11 protein-coding genes are annotated in these 14,060 nt (G+C 55.3%); 5 read left to right on the top strand and 6 right to left on the bottom strand.

Features of this window, described 5'->3' with window-relative positions:
* Nucleotides 1–90: 90 nt before the first annotated feature.
* Entirely contained in the window at nucleotides 91–729 is a 639-nt protein-coding gene (locus L1F30_RS16615; RefSeq protein WP_253357950.1) for a thiol:disulfide interchange protein DsbA/DsbL, read from the top strand.
* A gap of 110 nt (nucleotides 730–839) precedes the next feature.
* Nucleotides 840–2,645 (top strand): GGDEF domain-containing protein, encoded by a 1,806-nt coding sequence (locus L1F30_RS16610; RefSeq protein ID WP_253357949.1) that lies wholly within the window; start codon nucleotides 840–842, stop codon nucleotides 2,643–2,645.
* A 6-nt stretch (nucleotides 2,646–2,651) separates the two neighbouring features.
* Here L1F30_RS16610 and L1F30_RS16605 read toward each other — a convergent pair whose 3' ends face one another.
* The 4 genes from L1F30_RS16605 to pyk all read right to left on the bottom strand — a co-directional run bounded on the left by L1F30_RS16605 (nucleotide 2,652) and on the right by pyk (nucleotide 7,462).
* On the bottom strand, nucleotides 2,652–3,443 hold the full coding sequence (locus tag L1F30_RS16605) for a general secretion pathway protein GspB (protein ID WP_253357948.1): 792 nt from the start codon (nucleotides 3,441–3,443) through the stop codon (nucleotides 2,652–2,654).
* Complete coding sequence (locus L1F30_RS16600; RefSeq protein WP_253357947.1) at nucleotides 3,443–5,122, bottom strand: ExeA family protein; 1,680 nt, start codon at nucleotides 5,120–5,122, stop codon at nucleotides 3,443–3,445. The genes L1F30_RS16605 and L1F30_RS16600 overlap by 1 nt, the downstream gene beginning before the upstream one ends.
* 301 nt (nucleotides 5,123–5,423) lie before the next feature.
* Complete coding sequence (locus L1F30_RS16595) at nucleotides 5,424–5,996, bottom strand: glutathione S-transferase family protein (RefSeq protein WP_253357946.1); 573 nt, start codon at nucleotides 5,994–5,996, stop codon at nucleotides 5,424–5,426.
* Nucleotides 5,997–6,037: 41 nt separating this feature from the next.
* A complete protein-coding gene (gene pyk / locus L1F30_RS16590) occupies nucleotides 6,038–7,462 on the bottom strand; it encodes a pyruvate kinase (protein ID WP_253357945.1) in 1,425 nt (474 codons plus the stop codon).
* 114 nt (nucleotides 7,463–7,576) lie between these two features.
* Between pyk and L1F30_RS16585 the strand changes: the two genes are divergently transcribed.
* Genes L1F30_RS16585 through L1F30_RS16575 form a run of 3 tightly spaced genes read left to right on the top strand, consistent with a single transcriptional unit; the run spans nucleotide 7,577 to nucleotide 10,345 of the window.
* Complete coding sequence (locus tag L1F30_RS16585) at nucleotides 7,577–8,272, top strand: tRNA/rRNA methyltransferase (protein ID WP_253357944.1); 696 nt, start codon at nucleotides 7,577–7,579, stop codon at nucleotides 8,270–8,272.
* Nucleotides 8,273–8,297: 25 nt separating this feature from the next.
* Nucleotides 8,298–9,845 (top strand): AbgT family transporter, encoded by a 1,548-nt coding sequence (locus L1F30_RS16580; protein ID WP_253357943.1) that lies wholly within the window; start codon nucleotides 8,298–8,300, stop codon nucleotides 9,843–9,845.
* A 29-nt stretch (nucleotides 9,846–9,874) separates the two neighbouring features.
* Nucleotides 9,875–10,345, top strand: a complete 471-nt coding sequence (locus L1F30_RS16575; protein WP_253357942.1) for an LEA type 2 family protein — start codon at nucleotides 9,875–9,877, stop codon at nucleotides 10,343–10,345.
* 245 nt (nucleotides 10,346–10,590) lie between these two features.
* On the opposite strand, the gene putP is transcribed toward L1F30_RS16575, so the two are convergent.
* A complete protein-coding gene (gene putP, locus L1F30_RS16570; protein ID WP_253357941.1) occupies nucleotides 10,591–12,084 on the bottom strand; it encodes a sodium/proline symporter PutP in 1,494 nt (497 codons plus the stop codon).
* A gap of 228 nt (nucleotides 12,085–12,312) precedes the next feature.
* Nucleotides 12,313–13,968 (bottom strand): acetolactate synthase large subunit, encoded by a 1,656-nt coding sequence (locus L1F30_RS16565; protein ID WP_253357940.1) that lies wholly within the window; start codon nucleotides 13,966–13,968, stop codon nucleotides 12,313–12,315.
* Between the last annotated feature and the right edge of the window lie 92 nt (nucleotides 13,969–14,060).

Raw genomic sequence — 14,060 nt, 5'->3', positions numbered from 1 at the left:
ATGGTGCAATCAGTTTGTCGGGTGTGGCCTTGCGCACGCGCGATGAAACCCGAATAATTCGGGCAAATCTTTACTAACGGGAGTGATGTTATGCGAATTCTTGTGGCCGTATTGGGCCTGATGGTGTCTTTGGTGGCCTGTGCAGATAGCCAGGGCCCTGCAAAATACCAAGAGGGCAAACACTACGTAGTGCTTGATAACCCGGTACGCACCGCCAACCCCAACAAAATAGAAGTGACCGAAGTGTTTTGGTACGGCTGTGGCCACTGCTTCCACTTCGAGCCACTGGTAAAGTCGTGGAAAGAAAAGCAGGCCGACGATGTGGCCTTTGTGCGCTCGCCCGCCATGTGGAACAAAACCATGGAGCTGCACGCACGCGCTTTCTACACCGCCAAGGCGCTCGGCGTGTTGGAAACCCTGCACGATCCAATCTTCGACGCCATGAACGTGCGCAAGCAGCGCCTGGCCAATGAGGCAGAAATTGCCGAGCTGTTTGTGGCCAATGGCGTAGACGCAGACAAGTTTGCCAAGGTGTTCAACTCCTTTGGTGTAACCGGCAAAGTGCGTCAGGCAGATGCCCGCGCGCGCAGCTACCGCGTTACCGGTACCCCAGAGCTGGTGGTAGATGGCAAATACCGCATCTCTGCCAGCGCCGCCGGCAGCCAGCAGGCCATGCTGGAAGTGGCCGACTTCCTGGTTGAAAAGATTCGCGCTGAGCGCGCCAAGTAAGTACACACCTACTTGTGATCTAAAGGGGGCTTAGGCCCCCTTTTTCATGGCCAACTATTGCTCACGGGTGTCTACACTGCTTAGTGCAACCCGAGTGAGAAGGAAGGCCCGTGAACTCCCCCGTTAAAGATGCAGCCTATTGGCGCGAAAAATACCGAGAGCTATTACAGGAGCGTGGTGCCGCGGGCGCCAGCGATGACCTGCAGCGCGCCATCGAAAAACTCGCCCGTACAGCCGCATTGCTAGATCAACAGCTTTCCAAGGGTTTAAACCCCGTTTACCAGCAGGCCAAGCGCGGTAGCTGGGGTAAGCCTGGCCAGTTGGCACTGCTTGAACAAACCCTGGAAGACTACCAGCGCCAGCTCAAGCTCACCCGCGAGCGCGAGCAACAGGCCATAGCAGACCTGCAAAACAGTTTGTCTGAATTCGCCCTGGATGGCGCCAGCAAAAAAAATCTGAAACTCGCAACCAAGTTATTTAGATCGCAATCGTTCGCCAACGAATGGGCGCCGGTGCTTGAAGCTTTAAGCAACCTCAAGCCCGCTGAAGGTATGGCCGCCAGCGACCAGCCGGGTTTACTGGCCCGCTTGTTTGGCGCGCCCAAAGCGCAAGGTGAAGCACCAAAGGCTCAGGCTTCCGAGGCCCGCGACGAAACCATCGCCGAGGCAGAGCTCGCCCAAGAGCCAACAGAGCCGAGTGCTGAAGATGTTCAGCCCGAGCCAAGCGCTGCACTCCCAACTGAAACACCCGCAAAGGCCTCGCCCGATGATGCGCCAGAGCATCAAGAGGCGACGCCCATGGGGCTCAGTGGCGAGCTTATTGAGCACCCAAGTGGCGCGCCCTTGCACGAGCCGCCCTTTGGCAAAATTAGCGACCGTATCTCCCGTGTACTGGGCGATCTGCTGAATCAACTGGAACCCGAAGACGCCGTTGCAGAAAAGGCGGAGGCTGCTAAAAACCGGATTCACAACGGCCTTAACTGGTATGAGCTGGTGCCTACGCTCGAAGACATTCGCGATCTGGTGATGGCGCTGATTGTGAACGCCAAGCAAGATTACCAGCAGTACCTGTTACACCTGCTCGAGCAAATTAACCAGATGATCACCATGGCAGGTGCCGCGGTAGATGCGGCCAATGCGGTTGCCGAAGGCGAAGAGCAGTTGCTAATAGATCTGGATGCAGAAGTGGGCGCCTTCGACCAGGCGCTGCAATCTATGTCTGATATGGCTGAACTGAAACGTACCATTGAAACGCGTGTGCAAACGCTGGCCGCCGTGGTTAGCCGGCACAGAAAGGCGCGCGCAGCCGAAGATGGGCCCTTGGCTAAAATAAAAGATATGGAGGCCACCATAGCGGCACTTAAAAAAGATGCCGAGGCGCGCAACGCGGAACTTGAAGCGGCCCATAAAAAAGCCAGTACAGATAATCTTACAGGCCTGCCTAACCGCGATGCCTACAACCAGCGGCTGCACCACGAAATAGAACGCTTTCGCCGCTACCAGCGCGATTTAACGATGGTGGTGTGCGACATAGATCACTTCAAAAAATTTAATGACGACTACAGCCACCAAGTGGGCGACAGAGTGCTGAAAGTGGTCAGTAACGCCATTCAAAAACAACTGCGCGACGTGGATTTTATGGCCCGCTATGGCGGCGAAGAATTTGTGGTGTTATTTCCTGAAACCACCGCAGAAGACGGGCTCAAAAAGATGGATCGCATTCGCACCGCTGTGGCGGGCACAAAATTCAAATTCAAAGACCAGCAATTGTCTATTACATTCTCGGCAGGCTTGGCCCAGGTGCGCGCCGGTGAAACCGGCAGCCAGCTATTTGCGCGCGCAGACCAGGCGCTTTACAAGGCCAAAGATCGCGGGCGAAATTGCTGTGTTATTGATACACCAAAAGATGCCACTTAACCCGGCCTAGGGCCAATCGGTAAGGGCGTTTAACAAAAACGCCTGGCCCTCAAAATTAAGTACCACGCCTTCCTCGCGCACTTCCTGCACAAACAGGCCCGGGCCAATGACGTCACCCTTGTAGCGGCTGCGGTCATTGATAATGGCAAAGCCTTTGCCTTCTTCGTTGGAATAAATGTGAGCCGAATAATACATCTCTGGCAGGCGCTGCTGCGTTGCAATGGGCAGCGCTGATATGGGCAGCACTTGCTGCACGGCCAAGGCGGCTTGTGCCTGGCTTGCCACAGCAGGTGGTAAATTGTTAACGGTCCGAGGCTCTGCTTTGGGTGATGTTTTGGGTTCTACTTGCGGGTTGGTATAAAGCGATACCACTGCATCGCTGTTGGCTTGTGGCTGTAGTTCCGGCGCGGTTTTTGGCCGCTGTGGGCGCGTGTTTTGGGGCGGTGTTGACTGCAAGGCTGCCGGTAAAGCTTCTTGCTCTGACGTTGCCTGTAAAGGTTGAGGTGCTTGCTCGGGCTGAGTAATTGAGGCCTGTATCGCTGCGGCTAGTGTATTTTCCTGTGTCACTTGTGGGCTTGCAGGCTGCTTGGCGGGTTTACCAGGCCGCTCGCCCAGCAGCCACCAACTAGCGGCTAGGATTGCTGCACACAAGGCAATGGCACCCAATAATAACCAAAGCGTGTGTGGCCGTGCGGTGGTGCGTTTTTCGGGTTGGTGAATGGCGTGCAGGCTGGGCACCTGTTGTTGCTCACGCCGCTCCTGTTCCGACTTATTCAACGCATCTAAAATGTAAGACATCAGGGTTCACTCACAGGCGTTGATGGCGCTTGCTCTGATTTTTCAACAAACACCTTTACCAGCGTGTTGTCCAGCGCCAGTGCGTCGCTCAATTTCAATAATGTGTTCAAGCCAACAATGCCATCGCTCTCAAGCCCTTGGGCCTGTTGAAACAATTTGACGCGCTGGGTAAGGGCGCGATTAAAGCGGTTATCGGTAAGCGCTTTGGGTTGTGCATCCAATTCTGCAAACCGCGCTGCTACCCAGCGCACTGCCTCGCCTTCGTCACCCTCAGCCAGGGGCTTTTGATAATCTTCCGGGCCAGACCAGGCAAATATAACGTCGCCACTCCACAGTGGGCTCAGTGAAAGGAGTGGTACTTCACTGGTGCCATTGCGGTGCAGTAAATGTGCATTGCCTGCCTGTAGGCCCAGTAGCGCCACATAGCGCATGCGCCCGTCGCCGCTGTTGAGCTCTATTACCGCAGGCCTGTTGTAGCGCAGCAAGCCGTTCCAGTTGTCGAGCGTGAGTGCTGCGCAGTTCATGCCTGTACCCCGGGTATCGCGGCAGGGCGCGGGCCCGCTTAACTGTGGCAATTGTAAATGCGTAAACAGGGCGCTCAAGGCGCCTGCCCGGCGTAAAAAGCTTTGCTCTATTAATGCATCAAGCGGGTCTGGGGGTGGCTGCTCTACTCGCCGCTGGATGGGGGCAGTGGCCAAGGGCGCATTTGAGATTGGGGTGCTTGCATTGGCCTCTGGTGTGGCTGTGGATACTGGCGCAGTAATGGCGGGCGGCGCGGGCCAGAGCGCATATAAGCCAAGGCCCAACACCAGGGCTGCCGCCGTGCCCAAAGCCCAGCGCGGCGGGAGTTTGGTGGCGCCCGTGCCCAGTACCTCGCGTGCTGCGCGCGTTAAGGTGTGCCTATCTACCTGGGTTTTGTTTTCGGAATAAGTGCCCAAGAGCACGCGATCACACAACACATTGATCAGGCGCGGTATGCCGCCACAGCGCTGATGTATGCGCCGCATAATGGCCGGTGGGAACAATTGTTGGCTGGCGGGCAGGCCGGCCACTTGTAGCCGGTGGCGAATATAGGCCTGGGTTTCTGCCTCGTTTAACGGCTCTATATGAAAGCGCGCGGTGATGCGCTGGGCCAGTTGGCGTAGCTCGGGCTTTTCCAGAATGGCCTGCAGTTCAGGCTGGCCGATAAAAATAATTTGCAGAAGCTTTTTGGTGTTGGTTTCCAGATTAGTGAGCAGGCGAATAAGCTCAAGCACTTTGGTATCAAGATTTTGTGCCTCATCAATCAGCAGCACTGTGTTGCGCCCGCGGGCGTGATTGGCCAGTAAAAACCGATAGAGCGCGTTGGAAAGCCCGCGCAGGGTGCGTTGATCGTCTGTGATTTCAATGCCCAGCTCTTCGCTGATGTTTTCCAGCAGCTCGCGTGCGTTCTGCAGTGGATTAAGCACAAAGGCGACATCGGTATTTTCGGGCAGTTGTTCTAACAGGCAACGGCAAATGGTGGTTTTTCCGGTGCCCACTTCGCCTGTTAACAGCACAAAGCCGCCGCCTACGCCCACGCCGTAAAGCAGGTGCCCCAGCGCCTCGCGGTGCTTGTCGCTCATGAACAAGTAGTGCGGATTCGGCGAGATAGAAAAGGGGCTATCGTTTAAACCAAAGTATTGGGTATACATGGGCATGGTCTGGCTGCTGTAACCGTGAAGATAGACCTTTGGCGCGCAGGGTTCAACTGCGTTATCTGCGCGCCGGTACTACAAGGTGTGCACGCTCGGCTGTAAACCCGTGATCTGCAGGGTTAACCTTGGCGATGGCCTGTTACACCAAGCGTACAGCCTTTGCGCACCGGCCTTTGGCGCGCCGGTTGGCAAAGATCAATATCTGCGCCTGTGCATCCTGTGCCTGCACAGGCGCAGATGAAGCTTATTCAAGCCGCGCCAAGCCATTCCAGGCAAAACCAAGGCCCGTTATTGCAAAAAAGTGCTAATCGCGCGGGTCGGTTGCCTGCACCAAGGGGGTTGCTGCGTGGTGGTTATGGAATTCCAGCAGCGCGCCAAAGCTTTGCATTTCGTGTAGCGCACGGAACTCTACCCAATCTATCAAGCAATAGAGGCCAATGGTGGCATAGTTCCATTCATCAAACTGGCCCTTGGCAACCTGCTTGTCCAGCTCGCCAAATAACCCCGCCAGCCGCTCGCGTTGCAGCTTGAAAAACATCACATCGCTGTGGGTATCCAGGTTTGAACGTTCGCACAGTAGTAGCTGAATTAATGAATCGCTGGCGGCGTTTACCAGTGTTAACTGGTTTTCCTGATCCCAGTTAAGTGCGGGCGTGGCATATTTTTCAGTCAGGTAGCGATAAATAGTGTTGGAGTCGAAAATAATCCGCCCGTCGTCCTCAATCATGGGAATCTTAAGGGTGGGGTTTTTTGCCTTAAGCAGCTTGCGGTCTTCGCCTGCGAATATATTCATATTGATATATTCGTAATCGCGCTCGGCCAGCCAAATGCGAAGGCGCCTGACATAGGGTGAGGTGTTGGATCCGTACAGCTTCATAACATGCTCCTAAAATAACCTGCACTGAATAATTTTTTACATCAAAGGGGTTGGCCCAGGCTGCGTACCTGAATGGCCTCAATGCCTTGGCCGGAATCTGCGTCATAGTGGCCTAAGGTGTCTGAAATAACCACTACCTGATCGGCCCGATCAAAACCCGCGGCAAGCAGTTGCTCGAATGCTTTACACAAAGTTTTTTCAGGATCTTTGGAAAACAACAGCTTGTGCGCAAACACATTGCGGTTCATGGCCAGCTGCCGGCGCGTGCGCCCATCGTTGGTAAAGGCGTGTATGGGCGAGTGCTGCGGGTGGCAGTTGGTGACATAGTTGGCCATGCGCCCACGCCGGGTAATCACAATAATGGCACAGGCCTTGAGCGATTCGGCCAGATGTACGGCGCTGGCAGCCAGGTTTTGTTTGTGATCGCGGGTTTCGAGTTCGGCGGTAAAATTCAAACCCCGGTGCTTTTCAATGGTGAGCGCGATGTTGTTCATGGCCTCTACACATTTAACGGGGTATTTGCCCACAGTGGTTTCGCCAGAGAGCATAATGGCGTCGGCCTCTTCATACACGGCGTTGGCCACATCGGTAACTTCTGCGCGGGTGGGCATGGGGTTCTCGATCATGCTTTCAAGCAGGTGGGTTGCCACAATTACGCGCTTGCCCTGTTGGGCGCAGGCTCGCACAATGCGCCGCTGGATGTTGGGCAGCTCCCAGAAATCCACTTCGCAACCAAGATCACCCCGCGCCACCATAATGCCATCGGCGGCTTGAATGATGGCATCGATGTTCTCAACGCCTTCCTGGTTTTCAATTTTGGCCACCACTTTTATTTTGCCGGCCTTGTCGCCCAGCAGTGTATTGAGCTCGGTAATGTCGCGCGCCTCGCGCACAAAAGACAGGGCGATGTAATCTACATCCATGTCTATGCCAAACAAGATATCCTGGCGGTCTTTTTCAGTAATGGCCGGCAGGTTGACGCGAATGCCGGGCAGGTTCACGTGACGCTTGCTCTTTAAAATGCCGCCGTCTATAACCTTGCAGCGCATCGTGCGCTCGTGCTTTTCCAGAATTTCCAGGTTGATCAGGCCGTTGTCTACGGTGAGCTTGTCGCCTACATCCATGTCTTCTATGAGATCTGCGTAGTTGACCATCAGCGAGTGCTCTTCAACATCCTGGGTGCCGCGGGCTACTACCGAAATAACATCGCCGGTTTGCAGGTTGAGGTCGTTATCGCGCTCGCCGGTGCGAATCTCGGGGCCTTGGGTGTCTAGCAAAATGGCCACCGGGTGTGCGAGCTGCTTGTTCAAGCGCTTGATGGCTTTTATCACCCGGGTATGGCTTGTGTGGTCGCCGTGGGACATATTCAGCCGCGCCACATTCATGCCGGCGTGGGCGAGCTTCTCCAGCATGTCAAAGCTTTCTGTGGCCGGGCCAATGGTGCAGATGATTTTTGTTTTGCGCATGCTGGGTTCCATCGAGCAAGGAGTGCCCACAGCCTAGCAGAGCCCAGAGGTGCGCAAAATACCCCAGGGCTTGTTAATCGCAGTAGAATAGCGGGCATTGAGAGAGTGAATACTATGGACGTTGTTTTTGTTCTGGTGGCACCGGCGGTGCCCGAAAATGTAGGCGCCAGTTGCCGGGCGCTAAAGACAATGGGCTTTCATCAGTTGCGCTTGGTCGCAACCGAGGCCCACGCCCAAAAGCAGGCACGCATTTTGGCCCATGGCTCAACCGATGTGCTGGAAGGTGCCAGGCATTATGACAGCCTGCAGGCAGCACTGGCCGATGTAGATCTCAGCATCGGCACCTCGGCCAAAGCCCGCCACCCCTTCAGAAGCCTCACGCCCGCCCATGAGCTGGCGCCTGTGCTTGCTAATAAGGCGGGTACATTGGGCCGCGTGGCAGTGGTATTTGGCTGTGAGGCCTCGGGCCTGTCTAACGACGATGTTATCCAGTGTGATCTGGTGTCGAATATCGCCCTGGGGGCGCCTTACCCGTCGCTAAATCTGGCGCAGGCCGTTATGCTCTATGCCTACGAATTGCGGGGCCTGGCGCTAGGAGCGCAACAGCCTGAAGCACCGTCTGATGCGCAACAATATCGCGCATTGCGGGAGAAAGTTTCAGCCTTGTTGCAAGCTCACCGCTATGGGCCAGAGAGCAAGCTGGCGCGCTGGGCGCTGGAGATGTTGCCAAAGGCCGATACCAAAGCCATAGGCTTCTTGCATGCGCTGTGCGACAAATTGCACAGGCCCACGCGATCAGATGAACATTAAAATAATCACAACCTAGGAGTATGCCGTGCAGGACACAACCTCGGGTAGCACCAACACCAAACTAGAAAAAATACTGGACTGGATTGAGCGCACGGGCAACAAGTTGCCTGATCCCGCCATGATTTTCTTCTTCTCGCTGTTAATCGTATGGACGTTAAGCTGGCTGCTTTCGAGTATGAGTTTCAGCGAAATAGACCCGCGCACCGGCGCGGCCATTGTCGTGAACAACCAGTTAACCGGTGATTCCCTGGCCACTTTTTTGGCCAATATGGTGAAAACCTTCACAGGCTTTGCGCCCTTGGGTGTTGTGCTGGTGGCCATGCTGGGTGTGGGTGTGGCTGAACACTCGGGCTTTATCAATACCGGTATCAAGCGTGTACTGGATCGCACGCCCCAGTATTTGCTCACGCCCATCGTGATTCTGGTGGCCATTGTGAGCCACACTGCAACTGATGCAGGCTACGTGTTGGTGATTCCGCTGGCAGGCGTAATTTACTACGCCATGGGCCGCCACCCGCTGGCGGGTATTTCCGCGGCCTTTGCCGGTGTATCGGGCGGTTTTGCCGCTAACTTCGTGCCCTCGGCTATTGACCCCTTGCTGCAAAGTTTCACCCAGAGTGCCGCGCAAATTGTTGACCCGGCGATTCAGATCAACCCCTTGAATAACTATTTTTTCACCAGCGCATCCAGCATTTTAGTGATTCTTATTGGTTGGTACCTGAACGATAAAATCATCGAGCCGCGCCTTGCCAAGGTGGAAGTTGATGGCGATCCGGAAGATATTCCAAAATTTGCCGAAGTGACCGATAAAGAAAAATCGGCCCTGCGCTGGGCACTGTTCTCTATGGGTGTGGGTGTTGCACTGCTGGTGGCGGCAGTTTGGTCTGAGTCTTCGGCGCTGCGTGCGCCCAATGGTGAGCTGGCCTCTTTCGCCGCGCCTTTGATGCACTCTATTGTGCCGCTGATTTTTTTATTGTTTGTGATACCCGGCGTTGTGTATGGCTACATGGCTGGCTCCTTTAGCAATTCGCGCGATGTGATCAACGCCATGAGCAAGGCGATGGATGGCATGAGCTACTACATCGTGATGGCATTTTTCTGCTCGCTGTTTATCAGTGCGTTTAATACCTCCAACATTGGCGCGTTGCTGGCGGTGAAGGGTGCCGACACTTTGCGCGAACTGGCACTGCCCGCCTCGGTGACAGTTGTGGGCATGATTATGCTCACAGCCTTTGTGAATTTGTTTGTGGGCTCGGCCTCTGCCAAGTGGGCGTTAATCGGCCCGATTCTGGTGCCCATGCTAATGCAGCTTGGTATTTCTCCGGATTTAACCCAGGCGGCCTATCGCATTGGTGATTCCAGCTCCAACATCATTACGCCCTTGATGCCTTACTTCCCGCTGGTGGTGGTGTACGCCCAACGTTATGTAAAAGGCACGGGCATAGGCACGTTGATTTCACTGATGCTGCCCTACGCTCTCACCCTTATGGTGTGCTGGACGGCCTTCCTGTTGATCTATTGGTCTATCGGTTTACCGCTGGGCATTCAGTCCAGTTACACTTACGGCGGCTAATCCACGTAAAACTCATGAGAGGTTCGGGTATGAAAGGCTTCGCGCAATGGCTGATTCTTGTTGTGGTATTAAGCGGTTGCGCGGGCATTCAGCCCGGGCTTGAGGCACCGGAGGTAAAGCTTGTGAGTGTGCAGCCCATTACCTCAGACGGCTTTCACCACCGCTTTGCTGTGGGGCTTGCAGTAACCAACCCCAACGCCACCGACATTAGTGTGCGGGGTATGAGTTATCGCATTGGCATTGCCGGGCACGATATTTTTTCCGGCGTGGCAAACCAGGTGCCGGTGTTACCGGCCTATGCCGAAACACCGGTAACCGTTGAAGTGTCGGCAAGTTTGATGAATGTGTTGGCGTTAATCAGCGATTTATCCAGCCGCTCGCCCAGCGAGCTCACCTACCAGTTGAATGCCAAGCTGGATGTGGGCACCTTTATGCCCGCCATTCGCGTAGAGGAATCCGGCCCGCTGCCCTTCACCCAACTGCGTTTGCAGTCTCGCTAGGCACCACCCCAGGCCTTACAAACCTGCCAGTGCACGCCAGTGTGATGTGCGGGCACAATAGTGCGGCACCAGTGCTGTATTCAAACTATCCGTTTGCTATTGAGCCAATTCAGATGCCCGCTGCCCCATTGGCGTGGCAACTGCGCCTGATATTGGGCATGCAGCGTTGCACCAAAGCCAGCTATTGCCCAAAAAAAATGCCACAGCCGCTAAGGGCGGCTGTGGCATTGTGAGGGGCGGCTGCGCTAGAGCGCTTTTACGCGCGCCTCGGTTTGCTCGAACATGGCCTGCAATTCAGCGTTGGGCGCTTTGGTGCAGAGGCTAACACCCACCAGTGCGAGTGAGGCCAATACAAAGCCCGGTACAATTTCATACATCAGGCTGCTGAGGCTTTGGCCATCGATGGTGATAGGCGCATAGAGCCAGATCAGCACGGTTGCGGCACCGGTGATCATGCCGGCGATGGCACCTTCACGGGTCATGCGTTTCCAAAACAGGCTGAAGATAACCAGTGGCCCGAAGGCTGCACCAAAGCCTGCCCAGGCGTTACTCACCAGGGTGAGAATAGTGGAGGAGCGATCGTAGGCCAAACCAATGGCCACCGCGGCCACCACCACCACAGATACCCGGCCCACTACCAGCAGCTCTGTTTGCGGGGCATCTTTGCGTAAAAACGCTTTGTAGAAATCTTCGGTGAGCGAGCTGGAAGACACCAGCAGCTGTGAAGAAATGGTACTCATGATGGCGGCAAGAATGGCCGCCAGCAAAAAGCCGCTGATCAGCGGATGAAACAGCAATTTGGCAAAGAATATGAAAATGGTTTCAGGGTCTGTGAAGTTGGCTTGGGTTTTGGCCACAAAGCCCACGCCCACAAAGCCGATGGCCAGTGCGCCCACAATGGTAACGATCATCCAGCTCATGCCAATGCGGCGGGCGGCTTTGATGTCGGCCAGTGAGCGGATGGCCATAAAGCGCACAATAATGTGCGGCTGGCCGAAGTAACCCAGGCCCCAGGCCAGGCTGGAAATAATGCCCAGCGCCGAGATGCCTGTGAAAAAGCCAAACAGGTTTGGATCAACCGCGGCAACATGCTGGTTTAAGTCTGTAAGGCCATCGAACTGGCTGAAGGCGATTACGGGTACCAGTATCAAGGCCACAAACATGATGCACCCCTGCACGAAATCCGTCATGGAAACTGCAAGAAAACCGCCGAACAATGTGTAGGCCACCACCACGCCTGCGGTGATGTACAGGCCTGCGTAGTAGCTGAGCCCGAAGGAGGTTTCAAACAGCTTGCCACCGGCAACCACACCTGAGGAGGTGTAGAGGGTGAAGAAAATAATGATCACCAGCGATGAAATAATGCGCAGGGTGCGCGAGTGATCTGCAAAACGCTTTTCAAAATAATCGGGAATGGTGATGGCGTCTTCGGCGATCTCGGTATAGGCACGCAGGCGCGGTGCAACCACCAGGTAGTTAAGCCAGGCACCGGTTACCAGGCCGATGGCAATCCAGCTACTGGAAATACCTGAAACATACATGGCGCCGGGCAGGCCCATCAAGATCCAGCCGCTCATGTCTGAGGCGCCGGCAGAGAGCGCGGTAACACCTGGCCCCAATTGGCGGCCGCCGAGCATATAGCCGGATACATCCTTAGCCGTTTTGCGATAGGCGTAAATACCAATGCCGATCATGACAACAAAATAAAGACCTAGGGAAATAAATTCACCTAATTGCATGTTTGCTCCGTGAGTTAACAGCGAGTGAATGCATTAAGTACGCAACCAGACCTTTATAGTGCCGTCGCTTGTGCGGCTGTTATTGGCCTAATGGGGGCAGCGTGCCTAACGATGAGGCCACCATTTAAACAAATCTCGCGAGCAATAGCACATCTGGGTGGGTTTGAAGGTGGGGGCAAGGCAACCAAACTGCCCGCAAGCTTTGGCGGGCAGGGGTGCAGGTGGGCGTTAAATAGAGCAGGTAAGCTCGCCCAAACGTTTGGTGAGCAGGTTGTTTTCCCGGTAGTCGATGGGGATGACCAACAGACTCGGGCCTGGTTCGCTAAAGCATTGCGCCAGTGTGGTTTGCACATCCTGGGCGTTTTCCACCACGTGGCCGCGCCAATCGAAGGATTCGGCCAATTTCAGCCAATCGGGGTTGCCAAAATCCAGATCTGTGTGGCGGCCAAACTCGTTGTCTTGCTTCCAGGCAATAAGCCCGTAGGCGTTATCGGCCCACACCATCACGGTGATATTGAGGTTGAGCCGGCGCGCGGTTTCCATTTCCTGCACGTTCATCATGAAACCTGCATCGCCGCATATGGCGAGGATATTGCGATCGGGGTGCACCAGCGCTGCCGCTATGGCGCCGGGCAATGCAAAGCCCATGGAACAAAAGCCGTTGGGTATCAGGCAGGTGTTGGGCTCGTGGCATTGGTAGTGGCGGGCAATCCACATTTTGTGGGCCCCCACATCAGAAAGCAGAATGTCGTGTGCGCCCATCACCTCGCGCACATCCCAGAGCACTTTTTGCGGGCGAATCACGCCTTCTGTGGTGTCGTTTTTGTGCTTGGCCAGCTCTTCGGTCATGTCGCGGCGCACCGCCTGCTGCTGGCTTAAATCAAATTGCAGCTCGCCGGGGGTGGCCTTTACCCGCTCGTTGAGCATCCACAGGGCGTGGGCCAAATCGCCCACGGCCTCAAGTTCAGGGTGGTAGTTTTCATCAATTTCGGCGGGCAGAAAATCTATGTGAATCACAGGTTTTGTGCGGCCGTTGTTCCAGAGCTTGGGGTGGTATTCCACCATGTCATAGCCCAGGCAAATCACAAGGTCGGCGGCATCTACTGCGCAGGCGGGAATGTCTTTGGTGCCAAGGCCTATGGTGTACAGGCAGTAGGGGGCATCCATATCTACGCAGCCCTTGGCCATAAAGGTTGAAAGCACGCCAATGCCTGTGGCCTCGCAAAATAGTCGCAACTGTTTGCTCGCACGCCTGCGAATGCAGCCGTTACCGGCGATGATTATGGGCCGTTTGGCCGCCTTGATGCGTTCGAAAATGCGGTTTATGGCTTTATCGTCGGGTACCGGGCGGCGAAATTTGCGCACTGGCAGGGGCTTTTTGTCGGTGGGCAGCTTGGCAATGTCTTCGGGTAGCTCCACGTGTACCGCGCCGGGCTTTTCTGTGCGTGCCACGCGCACGGCCTTGCGCATAATCTCCGGAATATTCTCCGGGTGCCAGACGGTGGTGGCCCACTTGGTAACCGGTTTGAACATGTGCACCACATCCATCACCTGGTGCGATTCCTTGTGCAGGCGCGTAGAGGCCCCTTGGCCTGTGAGCACAAGCATAGGCGCGCGATCCATGTTGGAATCGGCAACGCCGGTAATCAGGTTGGTGGCGCCCGGCCCCAGCGTGCCCAGGCAACCGGCCGGATTGCCCGTCAGGCGGCCGTAAATTTCCGCCATAAAGGCCGCGCCCTGTTCGTGACGGGTAAGAATAAAGCGAATGGCGTCGGTTTTTTCCAGCGACATCATAAAGTCGGCGTTCTCTTCGCCGGGCACACCAAAAATGTATTCGATGCCTTCTTCAACCAGGCACTGCACCATGAGATCAGACGCTTGCATGAGGAAATTCCGTGTAATCAGTGAGTGTGACTCAAGAATAGACCATGGCGCCGGCCGATGGCTTACAATGGCGGCTCCACCAAACAAGGAGT

Origin of the sequence: Simiduia sp. 21SJ11W-1, assembly GCF_024138675.1 — a bacterium.
In the GTDB taxonomy this organism is placed as follows: domain Bacteria; phylum Pseudomonadota; class Gammaproteobacteria; order Pseudomonadales; family Cellvibrionaceae; genus Simiduia.
This window is presented reverse-complemented; position numbering and strand designations above follow the sequence as displayed.

Excerpts from the sequence above, each read along its gene's own strand:
- L1F30_RS16585 (WP_253357944.1), top strand. The coding sequence starts at position 7,577 with ATGGACGTTGTTTTTGTTCTGGTGGCACCGGCGGTGCCCGAAAATGTA.
- L1F30_RS16565 (WP_253357940.1), bottom strand. The coding sequence starts at position 13,968 with ATGCAAGCGTCTGATCTCATGGTGCAGTGCCTGGTTGAAGAAGGCATC.
- L1F30_RS16600 (WP_253357947.1), bottom strand. The coding sequence starts at position 5,122 with ATGCCCATGTATACCCAATACTTTGGTTTAAACGATAGCCCCTTTTCT.
- L1F30_RS16615 (WP_253357950.1), top strand. The coding sequence starts at position 91 with ATGCGAATTCTTGTGGCCGTATTGGGCCTGATGGTGTCTTTGGTGGCC.
- L1F30_RS16575 (WP_253357942.1), top strand. The coding sequence starts at position 9,875 with ATGAAAGGCTTCGCGCAATGGCTGATTCTTGTTGTGGTATTAAGCGGT.
- L1F30_RS16595 (WP_253357946.1), bottom strand. The coding sequence starts at position 5,996 with ATGAAGCTGTACGGATCCAACACCTCACCCTATGTCAGGCGCCTTCGC.
- pyk (WP_253357945.1), bottom strand. The coding sequence starts at position 7,462 with ATGCGCAAAACAAAAATCATCTGCACCATTGGCCCGGCCACAGAAAGC.
- putP (WP_253357941.1), bottom strand. The coding sequence starts at position 12,084 with ATGCAATTAGGTGAATTTATTTCCCTAGGTCTTTATTTTGTTGTCATG.
- L1F30_RS16605 (WP_253357948.1), bottom strand. The coding sequence starts at position 3,443 with ATGTCTTACATTTTAGATGCGTTGAATAAGTCGGAACAGGAGCGGCGT.